This window comes from Corallococcus llansteffanensis, from assembly GCF_003612055.1.
Taxonomy (GTDB): Bacteria; Myxococcota; Myxococcia; order Myxococcales; family Myxococcaceae; genus Corallococcus; species Corallococcus llansteffanensis.
In genome coordinates this window covers 1-15006 of the sequence record NZ_RAWB01000224.1, presented here as the reverse complement: position 1 = coordinate 15006, position 15006 = coordinate 1, and the positions used below count along the sequence as shown (strand labels likewise).

10 protein-coding genes are annotated in these 15006 nt (G+C 71.9%); 3 read left to right on the top strand and 7 right to left on the bottom strand.

The genetic code is table 11. The annotated features are described in order from the left end of the window. Window positions 1–3086, top strand: a 3086-nt coding sequence (locus D7V93_RS21080; RefSeq protein WP_120645126.1) for a fused MFS/spermidine synthase, incomplete at its 5' end; no start/stop codon positions are given. Window positions 3087–3104: 18 nt separating this feature from the next. On the opposite strand, the gene D7V93_RS21075 is transcribed toward D7V93_RS21080, so the two are convergent. The 5 genes from D7V93_RS21075 to D7V93_RS21055 all read right to left on the bottom strand — a co-directional run bounded on the left by D7V93_RS21075 (window position 3105) and on the right by D7V93_RS21055 (window position 10180). Beyond that, the gene (locus D7V93_RS21075; RefSeq protein ID WP_208723089.1) at window positions 3105–4085 is read right to left on the bottom strand and encodes a DUF6268 family outer membrane beta-barrel protein; all 981 of its coding nucleotides are present in this window, start codon (window positions 4083–4085) and stop codon (window positions 3105–3107) included. A gap of 82 nt (window positions 4086–4167) precedes the next feature. Continuing rightward, window positions 4168–6531, bottom strand: a complete 2364-nt coding sequence (locus D7V93_RS21070) for a glucosidase family protein (RefSeq protein WP_120645124.1) — start codon at window positions 6529–6531, stop codon at window positions 4168–4170. 213 nt (window positions 6532–6744) lie between these two features. Then, entirely contained in the window at window positions 6745–7539 is a 795-nt protein-coding gene (locus D7V93_RS21065; protein WP_120645123.1) for a tRNA1(Val) (adenine(37)-N6)-methyltransferase, read from the bottom strand. A 10-nt stretch (window positions 7540–7549) separates the two neighbouring features. After that, window positions 7550–8698: a DUF1015 family protein gene (locus tag D7V93_RS21060; RefSeq protein ID WP_120645122.1), complete on the bottom strand. Its 1149-nt coding sequence runs from the start codon at window positions 8696–8698 to the stop codon at window positions 7550–7552. A 69-nt stretch (window positions 8699–8767) separates the two neighbouring features. Then, the gene (locus D7V93_RS21055) at window positions 8768–10180 is read right to left on the bottom strand and encodes a hypothetical protein (protein ID WP_208723088.1); all 1413 of its coding nucleotides are present in this window, start codon (window positions 10178–10180) and stop codon (window positions 8768–8770) included. A 164-nt stretch (window positions 10181–10344) separates the two neighbouring features. Here D7V93_RS21055 and D7V93_RS21050 point away from each other — a divergent pair, with 164 nt between their 5' ends. Further along, window positions 10345–11772 (top strand): deoxyribodipyrimidine photo-lyase, encoded by a 1428-nt coding sequence (locus tag D7V93_RS21050; RefSeq protein WP_120645120.1) that lies wholly within the window; start codon window positions 10345–10347, stop codon window positions 11770–11772. Between the two features lie 109 nt (window positions 11773–11881). Then, on the top strand, window positions 11882–12205 hold the full coding sequence (locus D7V93_RS21045; protein WP_120613380.1) for a polyhydroxyalkanoic acid system family protein: 324 nt from the start codon (window positions 11882–11884) through the stop codon (window positions 12203–12205). Window positions 12206–12229: 24 nt separating this feature from the next. On the opposite strand, the gene D7V93_RS21040 is transcribed toward D7V93_RS21045, so the two are convergent. Further along, the gene (locus D7V93_RS21040; protein ID WP_120645119.1) at window positions 12230–13999 is read right to left on the bottom strand and encodes a protein-glutamate O-methyltransferase; all 1770 of its coding nucleotides are present in this window, start codon (window positions 13997–13999) and stop codon (window positions 12230–12232) included. Then, window positions 13993–14994, bottom strand: a complete 1002-nt coding sequence (locus D7V93_RS21035) for a chemotaxis protein CheB (protein WP_120645125.1) — start codon at window positions 14992–14994, stop codon at window positions 13993–13995. The genes D7V93_RS21040 and D7V93_RS21035 overlap by 7 nt, the downstream gene beginning before the upstream one ends. Window positions 14995–15006 lie beyond the last annotated feature (12 nt).

The window sequence follows — 15006 nt, the reverse complement described above, 5'->3', positions numbered from 1 at the left end:
TCTTCATGGGGGGGCTGGGGCTGGGCAGCGCGCTGCTGGGAGCGCGGGCGGATCGCCAGGCCCGACCGCTGGCCTTCTACGCGAACCTGGAGCTGCTCATCGCCGCGAGCGCGGCGCTGAGCCCGTTCCTCGTGGAGCTGGCGCGCGCCGTGTACATCGCGCTGGGCGGCACGCCGGTGATGGGCCTGGGCCTGGGCACCGTCGTCCGGCTGGTGCTGTCGCTGCTGGTGCTCGCGGTGCCCACGGTGCTGATGGGCGGCACGCTCCCGGCCGCCGCGCGCGCGGTGCTCTCCGACGAGGACCCGCACCGCCGCGACCTCGCCCTGCTCTACGGCATCAACACCCTGGGCGCCGTGACGGGCGCGGTGGCGTCCACGTTCCTGCTGCTGGAGGTGCTGGGCAACCGCACCACGCTCTGGTCCGCGTGCCTGCTCAACGCGCTCGTGGCCGTCACCGCGCGCGCCGTGAGCCGGTCGATGGAAGGGGCCACGGACGGCGCGAAGCAGGGCCCGGCCGTCCCCGTGACGCCGGCCTCCGTGGAGCCCGCGCCTGTCGTCGACGGGGGGATGGCGCTGCCGCCCCGGGGCTTCGTGCTCATGTCCGCCGCCGTGGTGGGCTTCGCGTTCCTGCTGATGGAGCTGGTCTGGTACCGCATGCTGGGGCCGCTCTTGGGCGGCACCACGTTCACGTTCGGCCTCATCCTCGCGCTGGCGCTGCTGGGCATCGGGTTGGGAGGCACGGCGTACACGGTGCTCTTCCGCCACCGCGCCGCGACGCTCGGGGGCTTCGCCCTCACGTGCGCGGCCGAGGCCTTGCTGATCGCCCTGCCCTTCGCGCTGGGGGACCGGCTGGCCGTCCTCGCCGTGCTGCTGCGCCCGCTGGGGGGCATGGGGTTGGGGGGCATGGCGCTGGGATGGACGTTCATCACCTCCGTCGTGGTGCTGCCCGCCGCGTTCGTGGCCGGGGTGCAGTTCCCGCTGCTGCTCGCGCTCATCGGCAGGGGGCGGCAGGACGCGGGCCGGCAGGTGGGCCAGGTGTACGCGTGGAACACGGGGGGCTCCATCGTGGGGTCGCTCGCGGGAGGCTTCGGGGTGATTCCGCTGCTCACCGCGCCGGTGACGTGGCAGGCCGTGGCCGGGCTGCTCGCGGCGCTCGGCCTGGGCTCCGCCGCCCTCTCCTTCCAGCGGGAGCGACGCCGGGGACTGTGGGTGCTCCCGGTGCTGGCCTCCACCATCGCCGTGCTGCTGCTCACCGCGCAGGGTCCCACCGCTGCGTGGCGCCACTCGGGCATTGGCGCGGGCCGCGCCGAGCTGAGCGAACCCAACCCCCAGGAGCTCGACGCGTTCCTGTCCACCACCCGCGCGGGCATCACCTGGGAGCACGAGGGCGTGGAGAGCAGCGTCGCGCTCGCGGACGACAACGGGCTGAGCTTCGTCGTCAACGGCAAGGTGGACGGCAACGCCATTGGCGACGCGCCCACCCAGGTCATGGCGGGCCTGCTCGGCGCCCTCATTCACCCGGCGCCCCACAGCGCGCTGGTCATCGGCCTGGGCACGGGCAGCACCGCGGGCTGGATGGGCAAGGTGCCCGGCCTGGACCGCGTGGACGTGGTGGAGATCGAACCCGCCATCCTGGAAGTGGCGCGGCGCTGCCATGCGGTGAACGCGGACGTGATGGACAACCCGAAGGTGCACACCACCATCGGTGACGCCCGCGAGGTGCTGCTCACCACCCGCCAGCGCTACGACCTCATCTTCTCCGAGCCCTCCAACCCCTACCGCGCCGGCATCTCCAGCCTCTTCACGCGGGAGTTCTACCAGGCCGCGAAGGAGCGGCTGGCCGAAGGGGGCCTGTTCCTGCAGTGGCTCCAGGCCTACGAGGTGGACGCCCTCACCGTGCAGAGCGCCTACGCCACCCTGTCCTCGGAGTTCGCGGCCGTGGAGACCTGGCATCTGCGCACCGGGGATCTGCTGCTGGTCGCCTCCGGCAAGCCGCTCACGCATGACCTGGCGACGCTGCGCGCGCGCATCACGCAGGAGCCCTACCGGAGCGCGCTGCATTCGGTGTGGTGGACGGACGAGCTGGAGGGGGTGCTGGCGCACTTCATCGGCAACGCGGAGCTGGGCCGGCTGGCGGCGGAGCGTGGCGCGGAGATGATCAACACGGACGACCTGTCCTCCACGGAGTTCGCCTTCGCGCGCAACGTGGGCCGGGTCACGGGCTTCTCCCCGACGGACCTGCGGCAGGCCGCGCGTCAGCGCAGGCTGGACCGGGTGGGCATGGAGGGAGGATCCCCCAACTGGGAGCGCGTGGACGAGCTGCGGATCTGGCTGGGGCTCACCGCGTCGCCGCGGGATACGGCGCCGCTCCGGGCCTACCAGACCTTCGTCCAGGCCTCTCAGGCGAACAACGCCCCCCTGACCCTGGCGAGCTGGAAGCAGCTGGCGCGCGAGCCCCGGGGACCGCGCGAGCAGCTCGCCGTGGCCCGGGCCCAGGTGGCCCTGAAGCATCCGGATGCGCCCGCGACGCTCCAGGCCCTGCGTGCCCACCTCCCGGTCGAGGCGGAGCTGCTAACGGGGCTGCTGTTGGAGTCACAGGGACAGGATGCACAGGCGGTCCCGGCCCTGGAGCGGGCATTCGTGGCCCTGCGCGAGGATCCCTGGCCGGCCCGCCCCCTGACGGCCGCGGCGCTGGATGCGTCGCTCCGGGTGGGCCGGCGCTCGCCGGAGCTGGGGCGCCGGCTCTACGCGGCGCTCGCGCAGCCCTTCGCCGCGAGCGCGCTCACCCGGCACCGGAAGCTGATCCGCGCCCAATTGGCGGTCTCCGTGGGAGGCATCGAGCTGTGCGAGGAAGGGCTTGCGCCGCTGGAGCCCCACGTGCCCTGGGACTACGCCATGCTGCTGGTGCGGGCGGACTGTTACACGAAGCGGGGGCATGCCCGGGCCCAGGTGGCCCGCGCCGACCTGGAGCGCTTCGTGGCCCAGGAACCGCCGGCCTTCCTCGACGGCAACACCGGGGAAGAGGCACCCGCCGAAAGGGCGGCCCCCCAGGAGCCCCGGGCCGGGGATGCCCAGGCGACGCCGTGAGCCCGGAGCCCGCGCGCCTCAGGGCGCGGGGCGTGAGGCGCGCGCCTTCGCCTGGGGAGGCGAAGGACGCCAGCCGAGCACCACGCGGGCATAGGGCGTGGGCCCGGCCCCGAGCCCCGGGATGTTCAGGTTGTCGCGCTGGCGGTCGAGCAGCGCGAAGTCGTTGATCAGCGTCAGGCCCACCGCGGAGCTCAGCCACAGGTCCCGGCCCAGGTGGACGTTGACGGTGGGCGCCACGCGGACGACCGACTCCCGCACGTAGTGCGCGCCCAGGTCCTGCCCCACGGAGTCGAAGCGGGTGTGGAGGACCTGCTGCTCGAAGCCGCCCACGACCCCCAGCTCCACCGTCTCCCCCAGCTTGCGCAGCAGCGTGAGCCGGGGCAGGCCCACCTCCAGGACATAGGGGCCCCGGCGATAGTTCAGGCTGGCCATGGGGATCACGGGCAGCGCGTCGAAGGGCCACAGCGCGACCAGGCCGAACGTCAGCGAGAGGCCGGGCTCGTCGCCCAGTTGATGGTTGGCCATGGCGAAGGCCACCCACGAGGTGTCCAGGCCCATGTCGAACGACGACTGGAAGTCCGTGCGGGTGCTGCCCATCACGCCGGCGATGAACAGCCAGCGCGGCGCCACGGGGCGGATGAGCGTCAGGCCCAGCTGGATGCGGTGGAAGCGCCGTCCCACCTCGTCCTCACCCGCGCCTCCGGGCCGGGGCAGCTCCACGCCCAGCCACCGCGTCTCGTAGCCCAGCGAAGGCAGCAGGTACGTGCGGCCCAGGACGATGGGGGGCAGCGGAAGGCGCAGGTCCAGTTGCCGCCGCTCGTCCAGCCGGGTCCGGCCCGCGTCCAGCGTGCCGCCGCTCGAGATGCTGTAGCCGACGTAGAGCCGGTCCGCCTGGGTCTGGGCCAGGGCCGGGGCGCCGAGGAGCGCCAGGAGCACGGCCACCCAGGACCACCGGCCCGGGTCCCCGCATCGCAAGCGCACCGCACGGCGGATCTCCATGGGTGCGCACCCTACTCCCAATCCCTACCGGGAGAGGAGCGGGATACGGCCTTCGCGGCGCATCCCGCCCTCCCCCTCCAGACTAGTTGCTCATCGTGTAACGGTTTCCCGCGAGGACCGTGGTGTCCACGCCCTTCTCCGGCACCTCCACGCGGTACTGCCCGCGGAAGAGCTGGAAGGTGCGGTTGCCGGGCTGGGCGACGCCGTTCTGGGCCGCCCAGAACGCGGTGCCCAGGTTGCTGGTGCTGCCGCGGTACCACGCGATGGTGCCCACCTCGTCGGAGATCTCCAGGTAGTAGCGGCCGGGCTTCATGGACGCGAAGTTCATGGGCACGTCCGAGTTGTCCACGACGTTCTTGAAGACCTGGCGGGCCATCGGCTTCCAGCCCTCGCCGTTGTCACGGAAGAGCGTCGCGGTGAAGCCCGACGTGCTGGTGACGTAGGTGCCGATGTGCAGCGTCGCCCGGTCGAAGGGCTGCGCGGCGTTGAAGACCTGGCCCAGCGTTCCGTTCAGCGCATCCGGCGCGTCCGCCGCCGTCTGGCTGAGCAGCACGCCCTGCGGCGCGTCCACGGCCCGGAAGGCGAAGTCGCCGGTCAGCAGCGTGCCCCCGCTGAAGGCGGAGCCCCACACGGTGGAGGACGGGTCGCGCCACCAGGCCAGGGGGGTGGACGGATCCCGCACCGTCAGCCGGTACGTCAGGCCCAGGGGCTGCGGCGGCACGGCCATGTGGATCCAGGCGTTGTTCTGCACGCCCGTCAGCTGGCGCGTCACCACGGGCACCCATCCCAGGCCCCCATTGGCGGACGACTCCAGCGACAGCGTGAAGGCCGCGCCGTCCACACCGTAGGTGCCCACGAGCACGCCCACCTCGTTGAAGGGGGCCACGCCCAGGAAGGTCTGCATCAGCAGCGACGTGCCCACGGTGGTGGCGACCGTGCCCACCTCCTGCTGCGAGACGGCCTGCCCCCGGCTCACCTTGATGGTGCGGGCCGAGCCCTTGTAGTCCACCCCGGACGCGGAGGCGGAGAGGAGCGCCGACGGCAGTTCCGGCGCGACGTGCAGGCCCTGGAGGTCGGCGTTCACGCCCATGAAGCCATACAGCAGCGGCAGGACGGACAGGCCGGACTCCGGGAACTCGCCGTTGGTGCCAATCTCCCCCTTGTGCTCGTTGAAGTCGTTCGGATCCCTCGTGGTGCCGTTGCACCAGAGCCAGTCCGGGAAGCAGAACGCCAGGTGGTTCGAGTCCGTCGTCATGTGCGTCAGCATCCGCTGGAACTTCGCGTGCGCGTCGTCCGCGTGGCGGTACCGCAGGCGCGCCATGATGTCGTAGTAGGACTCCCACAGGAACGTGCCGCCGTTCTGGAAGTGCTGGCCATACGGATACGGCCCGATGGGACCGCTCGTCAGGTTCGACCAGCCATCCCACTCCGCCGCGGGGACGGGCAGCGTGTTGGCCCGGGGCGCGAAGACGCTCTGGTACACGGACGTGCTGCCCGCCCGCGCGCCGGCCACCGTCACCGTGGCGGGGCTGTCCAGCCACTCCAACACGCGGTCGGCGTCCGCGGGCGTGGGCAGGCCGCGCACCAGCGCCGGCAGGTTGAAGTACGTGTAGCCGGCGTCGTGCAGCACGCCGTTCACGTCGCGCCACCCCGCGTAGCGGTTGCCCGTCCAGAGCGCGGCACGGTACTCGGCGGGAAAGGTCGCGGCGCGGTTGCGGTAGGTCAAGGCCTTGCTGGCGTTGCCCGCCGCCTCCTCCAGGTCCCCCATGGCCAGCAGCGCCGAGTAGAAGGACGCGTTCACCCAGCCATCCTTGTGGCCCGAGCGGATCTGATCCATGTACGTGCTCGGCCGCCCCGTGGACGTCCCCTGGTTGGCGGTGCCCGGCATCACCAGCAGGCCGGTGGCCCCCTGCATGACGCCCAGCATGTAGTCGTCCATGACGACCTCCGCGCGGGGCAGCATGAGGTTCAGGAAGGCGGCGTCACGCGACCAGAGGTACAGCAGGTGGATGCCGTTGATGTACGCCGGCACCTGGTCGAAGTGGAAGGAGCCCACGCCTCCGTGCGAGGCATCGCAGTGCACGGAGTCCCCCGGGGGACACGCGTCGGGCCAGCGCTCATAGATGCTCCAGGACCAGACGAAGCCGGTGGGCTGGACCAGCGGCGGGCTCGGGTTGGCGGGCGTGGTCACCCCGTTGACGAGCGTGTCCCGGACGAAGCCCGTCACCGCGGTGCGGGCATTGTGATCATTCGTCCAGGCGAACTTCAGGGCGTCCCATTCATTCCAGGCGGTATTGGCGCCATAGGACATGTTGCTGCGGTTTCCGGAGAGCCCGCCCCCCAGGTGCCAGCCAATGCCATAGATGTTCCAGAATTCGTTGGCCGGGCTGGTGATGGAGGGGGACGACGTCTGGAATGGGTCCGTCGCGAAGGCAGACGTGGACACGGTCAGACCCGCGGCCAGGACAAGGCTTGCAGCGCGTTTCAAGGGTACTCCTGCGATGTGGAAGAGGAGCACGGCCTCCCCCCTTCCCAGGGTTGCGCGCGCCATCTGCCATTGCCGCCATCAGGGAGTCAACGTTTGAAAAGGCATTCGGCCGCTGGCAGGATTTCCTTGCTCCACGCAACGAATTGACGGGCTTGGCGTGTGATTTTCCGCTCAGCCCACCATCGCGTTCACCTCGTCGGTGAAGGCGTGGTCGTCCTCCGCGTGCACGACGAGCGAGGGCAGCACCGTGAGGTCCGCGCTTCCCCCCTTCACCGCGTGCAGCAGCACCAGCTTCGCGGGCCGGTCCGCGCGCGGGTGCACCATGCGCACCGTGCGGGGCTCCAGTTGCAGCGTGCGCAGCACCGACACGAGCTCGCTGAAGCGCGACGCCGGATACACCATGCACAGCCCGCCCCGGGGGACCAGCAGATAGGCCGCCGCGCGCACGACGTCCGGCAGCTCGCAGGCGATCTCATGCCGCGCCAGCGCCTTCTCCGGGGGCAGGTTGCGCTGGCCCGCGGTGCGCGCGCGGTAGGGCGGGTTGCACAGCACGTGGCCGAAGCTGCTCGCGGGGAACATCTCCGTCACGTGCCTCAGGTCGCCCTGCACCAGCGTCACCGCGCCCTCGCTGCGGTTGAGGTACACGTTGCGCTCGGCGAGGGAGAACAGGCCCGGCTGCAGCTCCAGCGCGGTGATGTCCGTGCGCCCCAGCCTGCGGGCCAGCACCAGCGGGATGATGCCGCACCCGGTGCCCAGGTCGAGCAGCCGCCCCCGGTGCGCGCCCGCCTCGAACACGGCGAAGTGCGCGAGCAGCACGGGGTCCAACGTGAAGCGGTAGCCCGCGCGCCGCTGGAGCACCTGCACCTCCCCGCCGCAGATGGCGTCGAGCGTCTCCCCGGGCCCCGCCTGCAGCTCCAGCCGCACCCGCCGGGGCCAGTCCTGCGGGGTTCCGGTCAGCGCCCGCACGGGAAGGCCGTCACACTTCGGGATCCAGGAACAGCAGGCCCGCGGGCACGCGAGGCTCCACGCGCAGGGTGCGCGGCGGCAACGTGGCCTGGGCCTCCATCACCGCGCGCACCTCCCAGACGGGCGGCGGGTTGAGCGCGAAGCCCGCCTGGAACGTACCGGCCTCCACGCCCTGCACCAGCGCCTCCAGGCCGTGCACCGGATAGACTTGAGGGTGGCCGGACGCCTCCGGCTCCTGGATGCCCAGCACCGTGCGCAGCACCAGCGCGTTGAGCAGCGCCAGGTCCAGGCTCCTCAGCGTGGGACTGCGCGGCGCGCCCTTCAGGTGCGCCAGGTCCAGCCCCTGGCGGAAGCGCAGGATGCGGCCCCGCCCTCCCGGCAGCACCAGCAGCACCGCGTGCTGACCGGGCACCAGCGTGGCCAACCGCTCGCGCGCCGCCGCCAGGCCCTGCGAGGTGGTGAGGGGCGTGTCCAGCTCCGTCACGCGCGCGTAGGCGGACACCAGCGTGAGGAAGGTCTCCTCCTGGAACGTCTGCACGCCCTTGAGCGCGCGGTGGATGGGGCACAGCTCCAGGCCCGGCTCGGACAGCGGCACCACCGCCGCCAGCGTCTGCCGCTGCTCGCTCAGGGCGGCCAGGGGCCGCATGGGCGCCTCGTCCAGCACCGCCTGCAGGCGCTTGGACACCGGGGACGGCTCGATGCGCAGGAGCGACACCGGCGCGCCGTCGTACTGGCCCTGCCAGACGGAGATGCCGCGCTCGGCGGCCTCGGCCAGCAATGCACGCAGGGCGCCGTGGTCGTCCGCCACCAGCGTGACGGCGGGCTCCACCTCCCAGGCGCGCGGCCGGTACGGGTCGTGCTCCAGCGGGGGCGCCGCGTCCGGCGTCAGCGCGCAGAGCAGGTACCGCACCGGCGGGCCGGAGAACTTGCCCGCGGGGCCGTGCAGCTCGACAACGTAGAGCGCGGGGCGGGCATCCCGCAGCAGGGTGCCCGCGTCGCGCATGCGCCGCAGCTCCGCGCTGGGGTTCGCGGCCTCCAGGAGGGGCCGGACATGCGCGGGCCGAGGGGCCGCGTTACCGCGGGAAGCGGCGTCGCCGGGCTCCTCCAGGGAGCGATCCAGCGAGGCCAGGAGGGCCGTGAAGGGAAGGACGCGCGCCATATCTGGGGGGAAGGTGATGCTGCCCTTCCCCCGGTGCCATGACGCCCGCCCGCTCGCCCTCCTGCCCGTCTACCACCAGACGTTCTTGTAGGGCCGGTCCTTGGAGGCGTGCCCGCTTCGCACCGTCGTGGCGGAGCGGTCCACGCTCTCCTCCCACAGCAGGCTCACCGTGGTGATGGCGCCCGCGGAGCCCAGGAACGACAGCACGTAGGGCGTGGACTGGTTGAAGCCGCCCAGCACGATCCCGGAGATGAGCAGCACCGCCGCGCCCACGCCGGCGCCGAAGAAGTCCGCGCGCAGGATCTGGGACGGCGTCGGGTTGTAGCGCATGGTCGCCAGCGCCAGCGCGCCCGCGCCCACGCCCGGGGCGATGAGCAGCATGTCCTTCCACGTCTTGCCGGAGATGGACGTGCCGGAGAAGTGGACGATGGCGAGCAGCAGCGCGCTGTACGCCGCCGCCCAGCCCGCGCCGGACGCCACCAGCAGGCCGTCGTTGAGCGGGAGCTGTCCGCCGCCGATGCCCGCCGTCAGCCACGCGCCCAGCTCCGCGCCCAGGAACGCGGACCAGGTGAGCACGCCCGGGTCCTGCGTGAGCAGGTCCATGAAGCCCGCGAAGAACATGGAGCCCACCAGCGAGTTGCCGACGCTGAAGTTGGCCATGGGCTGATCCACCCAGTTGTTGAACTGCCACCACGCGGAAGCGCCGAAGCCCAGGCCCGCGCCGATGAGCGTGCCCGCGAGCATCGCCTCGCGCGAGCTGCGGTCGAAGCTGAAGTCCTGCGAGAAGGCCTGGGTGAAGAAGCCACCCAGCGCGCCCATCGCCGTGTGGTGCATCACGAACGTCATGCTGCCGGGACCGGACAGGAAGGGCCCGCGGCGCCGCTGGCCATCCAGGAACACGCCGTTGTCCTCCGGGGGCGGGCGCATCGTGGACGCGGTCGCGCTGTCCGGGGCGGACTCCTGACGCACGCCGGGCGGGCCTTCCGTCAGCGGGGCCTGCGGCTCGGTGCGCAGGCGGTCCGGATCCGGGGGCGCGCGGGGCGCGTCACTCGCGGGGGGATACGTGTCGTTCGGGTTCGCCGGCGGGTAGCCCGACTGCGGCTGCGCGTAGCCGTCGTTGGACGGAGGCGCGGCCTGCGAGGGCGGATACGCCTCGTTGGACGGAGGCGCGGACTGCGGCTGCGTGTAGCCGTCGTTGGACGGAGGCGTGGCCTGCGAGGGCGGATACGCGTCGTTGGACGGAGGCGCGGACTGCGGCTGCGCGTAGCCGTTGTTCGACGGGGGCGCGGCCTGCGGCTGCGAGGGCGGAGGCACTTCGGCCTGCGACGGCGGCGCCGCGTACATCGGCGACGAGGGCGGAGGCGGAGGCTGGGGCGCCGGGTACACGGACGTGCCACCCGCCTGCGCGTGGGCAAGGCCCGGCAGCATCAGCGCGACAGCGAGGACGGTGACAGGGAGGTTCCAGCTTCGATGAGGTGACACGTAGGGGCTCCTTGGGTCCGGCCGGCCGGCAGAAAACCACAACCCGTGCGCACATGCCGGATTTCCGCTCGCGAGTCGACAGTCGCGCAGGCGCGGGGTCCACCGCACGACGCACGGAAACTTCCACCGCGACACGCGCGCGGATGCGGCATCTTCCCGGCCCCATGCCCGAAGGCATCTCGTGGTCCGAACTCGACGTCGACGCCGCCCGCATCCAGGTGGTGAACGAGGCCCCCTTCCCTTCCGGCCAGCGGGACTTCGTCCTCTACTGGTGCATGGTGAACCACCGCTGGGAGGAGAACCACGCGCTGGACGCCGCCATCGCGCTGGGCAACCACCTGGGCCTGCCCGTCGTCGTCTACCAGGCCCTCCGTCCGGACCATCCCTACGCGTCGGAGCGGCTCCACGCGTGGGCGCTGGAGGGCATGGAGGACATGGCCAAAGGCTGCGCCGCGCGCGGCCTGCCGTACTGGCTGGAGCTGCCGCGCACGAAGAAGGAGCACGTGCACCGGATCGCGAAGCTGGGCCGGCGCGCCGCGGCCGTCGTGTCGGATCTGTTCCCCACGTACATCATTCCGGGCCACCTGCGCGGCGCGGCGAAGGCGCTGGGCGTGCCGCTCATCGCCGTGGACGCCTCGTGTGTCGTGCCCATGCAGCGCATCCCCGCGGCCCAGGTGGGCGCGTACGCGCTGCGCCCCAAGCTGCGCAAGCTGTGGCCGGAGTACCTGGAGCGCACCCTGCCCCGGCGCAAGCTGAAGGCCCCGGCCACATCGCTGCAACCGGACTTCACCGTGTCCGACGCGACGAAGGCGCGCGCCGCGCTGGCCTCGTTCGCGGTGGATCATTCCGTGAAGCCCCTGGACGAGCGCGGCGGCCGCAAGGCGGGCCTGAAGGCCCTGCGCACGTTCCTCGAAGCGCGGCTGGAGGGCTACGAGACGGGGCGGAATGATCCGGGCCTGGGCCAGCACTCCAACCTGTCGCCCTACTTCCACTGGGGCAACCTCTTCCCGGGCGAGGCGGCCCGCGCGGCCATCGCGGCGAAGGGCCGGGAGCACCCCGCCGTGCAGTCCTTCCTGGAGGAGCTGCTCGTGCGCCGCGAGCTGGGCTTCAACTACTGCTTCCACACGCCCGGCCCGAAGCAGCTCACCGTGGCCTCCCTGCCGCCCTGGGCGCGCGAGACGCTCTCCCGCCACCAGGAGGATCCGCGTCCACACCTGTACTCCTACGAGGACCTGGAGCAGGGCCGCACGGAGGATCCGCTCTGGAACGCGTCCCAGCGCGAGCTGCGGGAGCGCGGGCGGATCCACAACTACCTGCGCATGCTCTGGGGGAAGAAGATCCTCGAGTGGAGCGCCACGCCGCAGGAGGCGCTGGAGCGCATCGAGAAGCTCAACGACACCTACGCGGTGGACGGGCGCGACCCGGCGAGCGTCGCCAACTTCATGTGGGTCCTGGGGCTGCACGACCGGCCCTTCCAGGAGCGCGCGGTGCTGGGGAAGGTGCGGCCCATGAGCTCGCTGCGCACGGCCCAGAAGTTCGACCTCGCCCCGTACCTGGAGCGCTGGGGGGAGCCGGGCAAGGCCGCCCGGTAGGCCGCCGGTGGACATCCCCCGCCGTCAAACCCAACACAGCGGTTCCCTTTCCGGCCCGGGGTCACTAAACCGCTCGGAACAGCCACCTTTCCGGACAGGAGTCACCGCCATGGGCATGTTGAAATTCGAGGTCCCCCACAACCTTCCCAAGGACGAGGTCAAGAAGCGCGTCGAGCAGCTCCTCAACTACTGGGGCACGAAGTACGGCGTGAAGTCCGACTGGACGGGCGAGGAGGGCGCGAAGCTCGCCGGCAAGGTGATGGGCATCAACCTGGACGCCAGCTTCGTCATCACCGACAAGACCGTCACGGGTGAAGGCACCGACCCCGGCATGCTCCTGCGCGGCCAGGCCAAGTCGTACCTGCAGAAGAAGTTCGGCGCCGTGCTGGATCCGTCCAAGAGCCTGGATCAGGTCAAGGGCAACCTGGACTGACCGCCGCCGAGGCCGGGGACCGCCTCAGCCCGGCTGTTCCTCCAGCGCGGCCAGCGCATAGCGGGCCGCGCGGGAGATGGCCTCCGCCGAATCGAGCATCTCCGGGTAGTGCCCCGCCAGCGGGCGCTGCGGATGCTTGAGCTGCGCGACGGCGTTGCGGTAGCTGCGCCGGGCCGCCTCGAAGTCCTGGGTGCGCTCCTGCACCTGGGCCAGCAGGTAGTGGCCGATGGCCAGCGTGGGCTCCAGGAAGAGCGCCTTCGCCAGCTCCGAGCGCGCCTCGGCCAGGCTCCCCGCCTGCATCGCCGCCACCCCGCCGAAGATGCGCGCCTCCACGCACAGCGGCTCGCGCTGGAGCGCCTGCGCGAAGGTCTCGCGCGCGTTGTTGATGCGGCCGGTGAGCGAATACAGGTTGCCCAGCGTCAGGAGCGCGTCCAGGTCGCTCGGCTCGTCCACCAGCAGCTTCTCCACGCCGTCGATGGCGCCGGGGAAATCCCCCTGCGTCATCTTGCGCACCGCCAGGTTGAGGCGCTCCGCAGGCGGCAGGAGCAGCGGCCACGAGCCTCCGGAAGCACTTCCCGGGCGCGACGGGGAACCCTCCGCCCCCGGGCGGGGCGTGGAGGGGTTCATCCGCACCACCGGGAACGTGCCCGTGGAGCGCTCCGTCACCGCGCGGCCCGGCGCCTCCGCGGGGCGCGGGGGCTCCACCCGGACGGCCGGGAACTCGCCGGTGCGCCGCCCGCCCGGGTTGTTCACCACGGAGGGCATCTCGAGGGTGGGCCTGCGCGAAACGTCTCCCGGCCTTGATTTGGAGGTGTCCAGGCCGCCCGTCACCCGCAGCTTCGCGGCGGTCGCGGCGTTGGCCTGCATGCGCTGGCGGACCTCCACCGCGAAGGACTCCGGGGAGCCGGGCCGCGGCGGCGGATCCGACGGGCTGGAGACGCGGGGCGGCGGAGGCAGGGGGCGCTCTCCCAGCGGTCGCCGGTACACGAACGCGCCGTCCACTTCGATCATCTCGAAGCGGTCATAGACCTTGAACAGGCTCTCCGAGTACCCCAGGAACAGCAGCCCGCCCGGGCGCAGCGCGGCGAGGAACCGGTCCATCAACCCGCGGATGGTGGGCAGGTCGAAGTAGATGATGACGTTGCGGCAGAGGATGAGATCCAACGACGCGGGCGCCACCTTGTCGAACACCGGCGCGGCCAGGTTCTGCCCGTCGAAGCGGATGTACTCGCGAAGGATGGGCGACGCCTCGTAGCCCTCGTCCACCGGCCGGAAGAAGCGCTTCAGCCGCTCCGTGCCAATGGCCATGGCCCGCCGGCTGGTGAAGCGCCCCTGCCGCGCGGCCTCCACCGCGGCCAGGTTCAGGTCGGTGGCCCACAGGTCCACCTCCACCGCGAGCGCGCCCAGCTCCGCCATCACGAGCGCCAGGCTGTAGGGCTCCTCGCCCGTGGCGCAGCCCGCGGACCAGATGGACACCTTGCGCATCTCGCGCCGCGCCCGCGCGAGCAGCTCCGGCAGCACGCTCTGCTCCAGCGCGCGGAACTGCTTGGCGTCGCGGAAGAACTCCGTGTGCCCCACCGTCACCAGGGGCAGGAGCGCGCGCAGCTCCTCCTCGCCGTGGGTGCCGAGCAGCCGCTGCATGTACTTGTCCGGATCGCTCAGGCCCAGCACGGGCATGCGCGTGGACAGCGCGAGCCGGAGGCTGTGATAGCCGTCCAGGGTGATCTTCAGCCCCGCGCGCTCCAGCAGGAGCCCGGCCAGCTGCTGGAGGACCTTGTTGCCGACGGTCAGCATGCGTCCACCCACTGCACCAGCGTCGGACCGATGCGATCGAGCGGCAGCACCTGCTGCGCGGCGCCCAGCAGCACCGCCTCGCGCGGCATGCCGTAGACGACACACGACGCCTCGTCCTGCGCGATGGTGCGTCCACCCCGCTCGCGAATCTCCTTCAGCCCCCTGGCGCCGTCGCGGCCCATGCCCGTCAGGATGACGCCGACGCAGCGCCGCCCGAAGGCCTCCCCCGCCGAAGTGAGCAGCATGTCACACGAGGGGCGGAAGCCCCGCAGGGCAGGTCCCGAGTCCAGTTCCAGACGGCCCTCCGACTTCACCAGCAGATGCCCTCCTGAAGGGGCGATGTACACCGTCCCCGGCTCCATCAAGGCGTCATGCGTCGCTTCGACGACGCGCAGCGCGGTCTCCGAGGAGAGCCAGTGCGCCAGCCCCTCCGTGAAGCCCTCGCTGATGTGCTGACAGTAGGCGATAGGTGCCGGGAAGCCGCGCGGAATCATGCGCAGCACCTGCGCCACGGCCTTCGGGCCGCCCAGCGACGCGGCCAGCGCCACCAGGGGGAACGGCGCCGCCGGCCCCTCGGGCGCAGGCCTGCTGACGGAGGGTGACGAGCGCACGCCCTTCACCTGCGCCAGCATCACCAGCTTGCGGCCCACCGCGTGCCAGAACTCCGGCCCCGGTAGGATGGGCCGGTCCATCACGTCCAGCGCCCCCAGGGCCAGGGCCTGGAAGGCCTGCTGTCCGGTGAGCACCCCCGGGTGCAGCGCGAGGATGGGCACCGGCCGCATCGCCATGGTGCGCTCGATGGCGCTCAGGGCCTCCGCGTGCAGCAGGTCCACCAGGAGCACGTCCGGGAAGTGGCGCCGCACGACGTCCTCCAGGCCCACGAAGTCCGCTTCGGGCGGACCCACGGCCACGAGCGACTCCCCGTCGAAGAGCCTGTGCGCCAGCCCGCGCAGACCCCGCCCCACCAGGAGTACCCGGAACGCGAGTCCCGTCACCGCCGTGCCCCC

What these genes read in the sequence shown, in the direction of transcription:
- D7V93_RS21075 (WP_208723089.1), bottom strand. Translation starts at nt 4,085, where the DNA reads ATGGAGATCCGCCGTGCGGTGCGCTTGCGATGCGGGGACCCGGGCCGG.
- D7V93_RS21060 (WP_120645122.1), bottom strand. Translation starts at nt 8,698, where the DNA reads ATGGCGCGCGTCCTTCCCTTCACGGCCCTCCTGGCCTCGCTGGATCGC.
- D7V93_RS21040 (WP_120645119.1), bottom strand. Translation starts at nt 13,999, where the DNA reads ATGCTGACCGTCGGCAACAAGGTCCTCCAGCAGCTGGCCGGGCTCCTG.
- D7V93_RS21045 (WP_120613380.1), top strand. Translation starts at nt 11,882, where the DNA reads ATGGGCATGTTGAAATTCGAGGTCCCCCACAACCTTCCCAAGGACGAG.
- D7V93_RS21050 (WP_120645120.1), top strand. Translation starts at nt 10,345, where the DNA reads ATGCCCGAAGGCATCTCGTGGTCCGAACTCGACGTCGACGCCGCCCGC.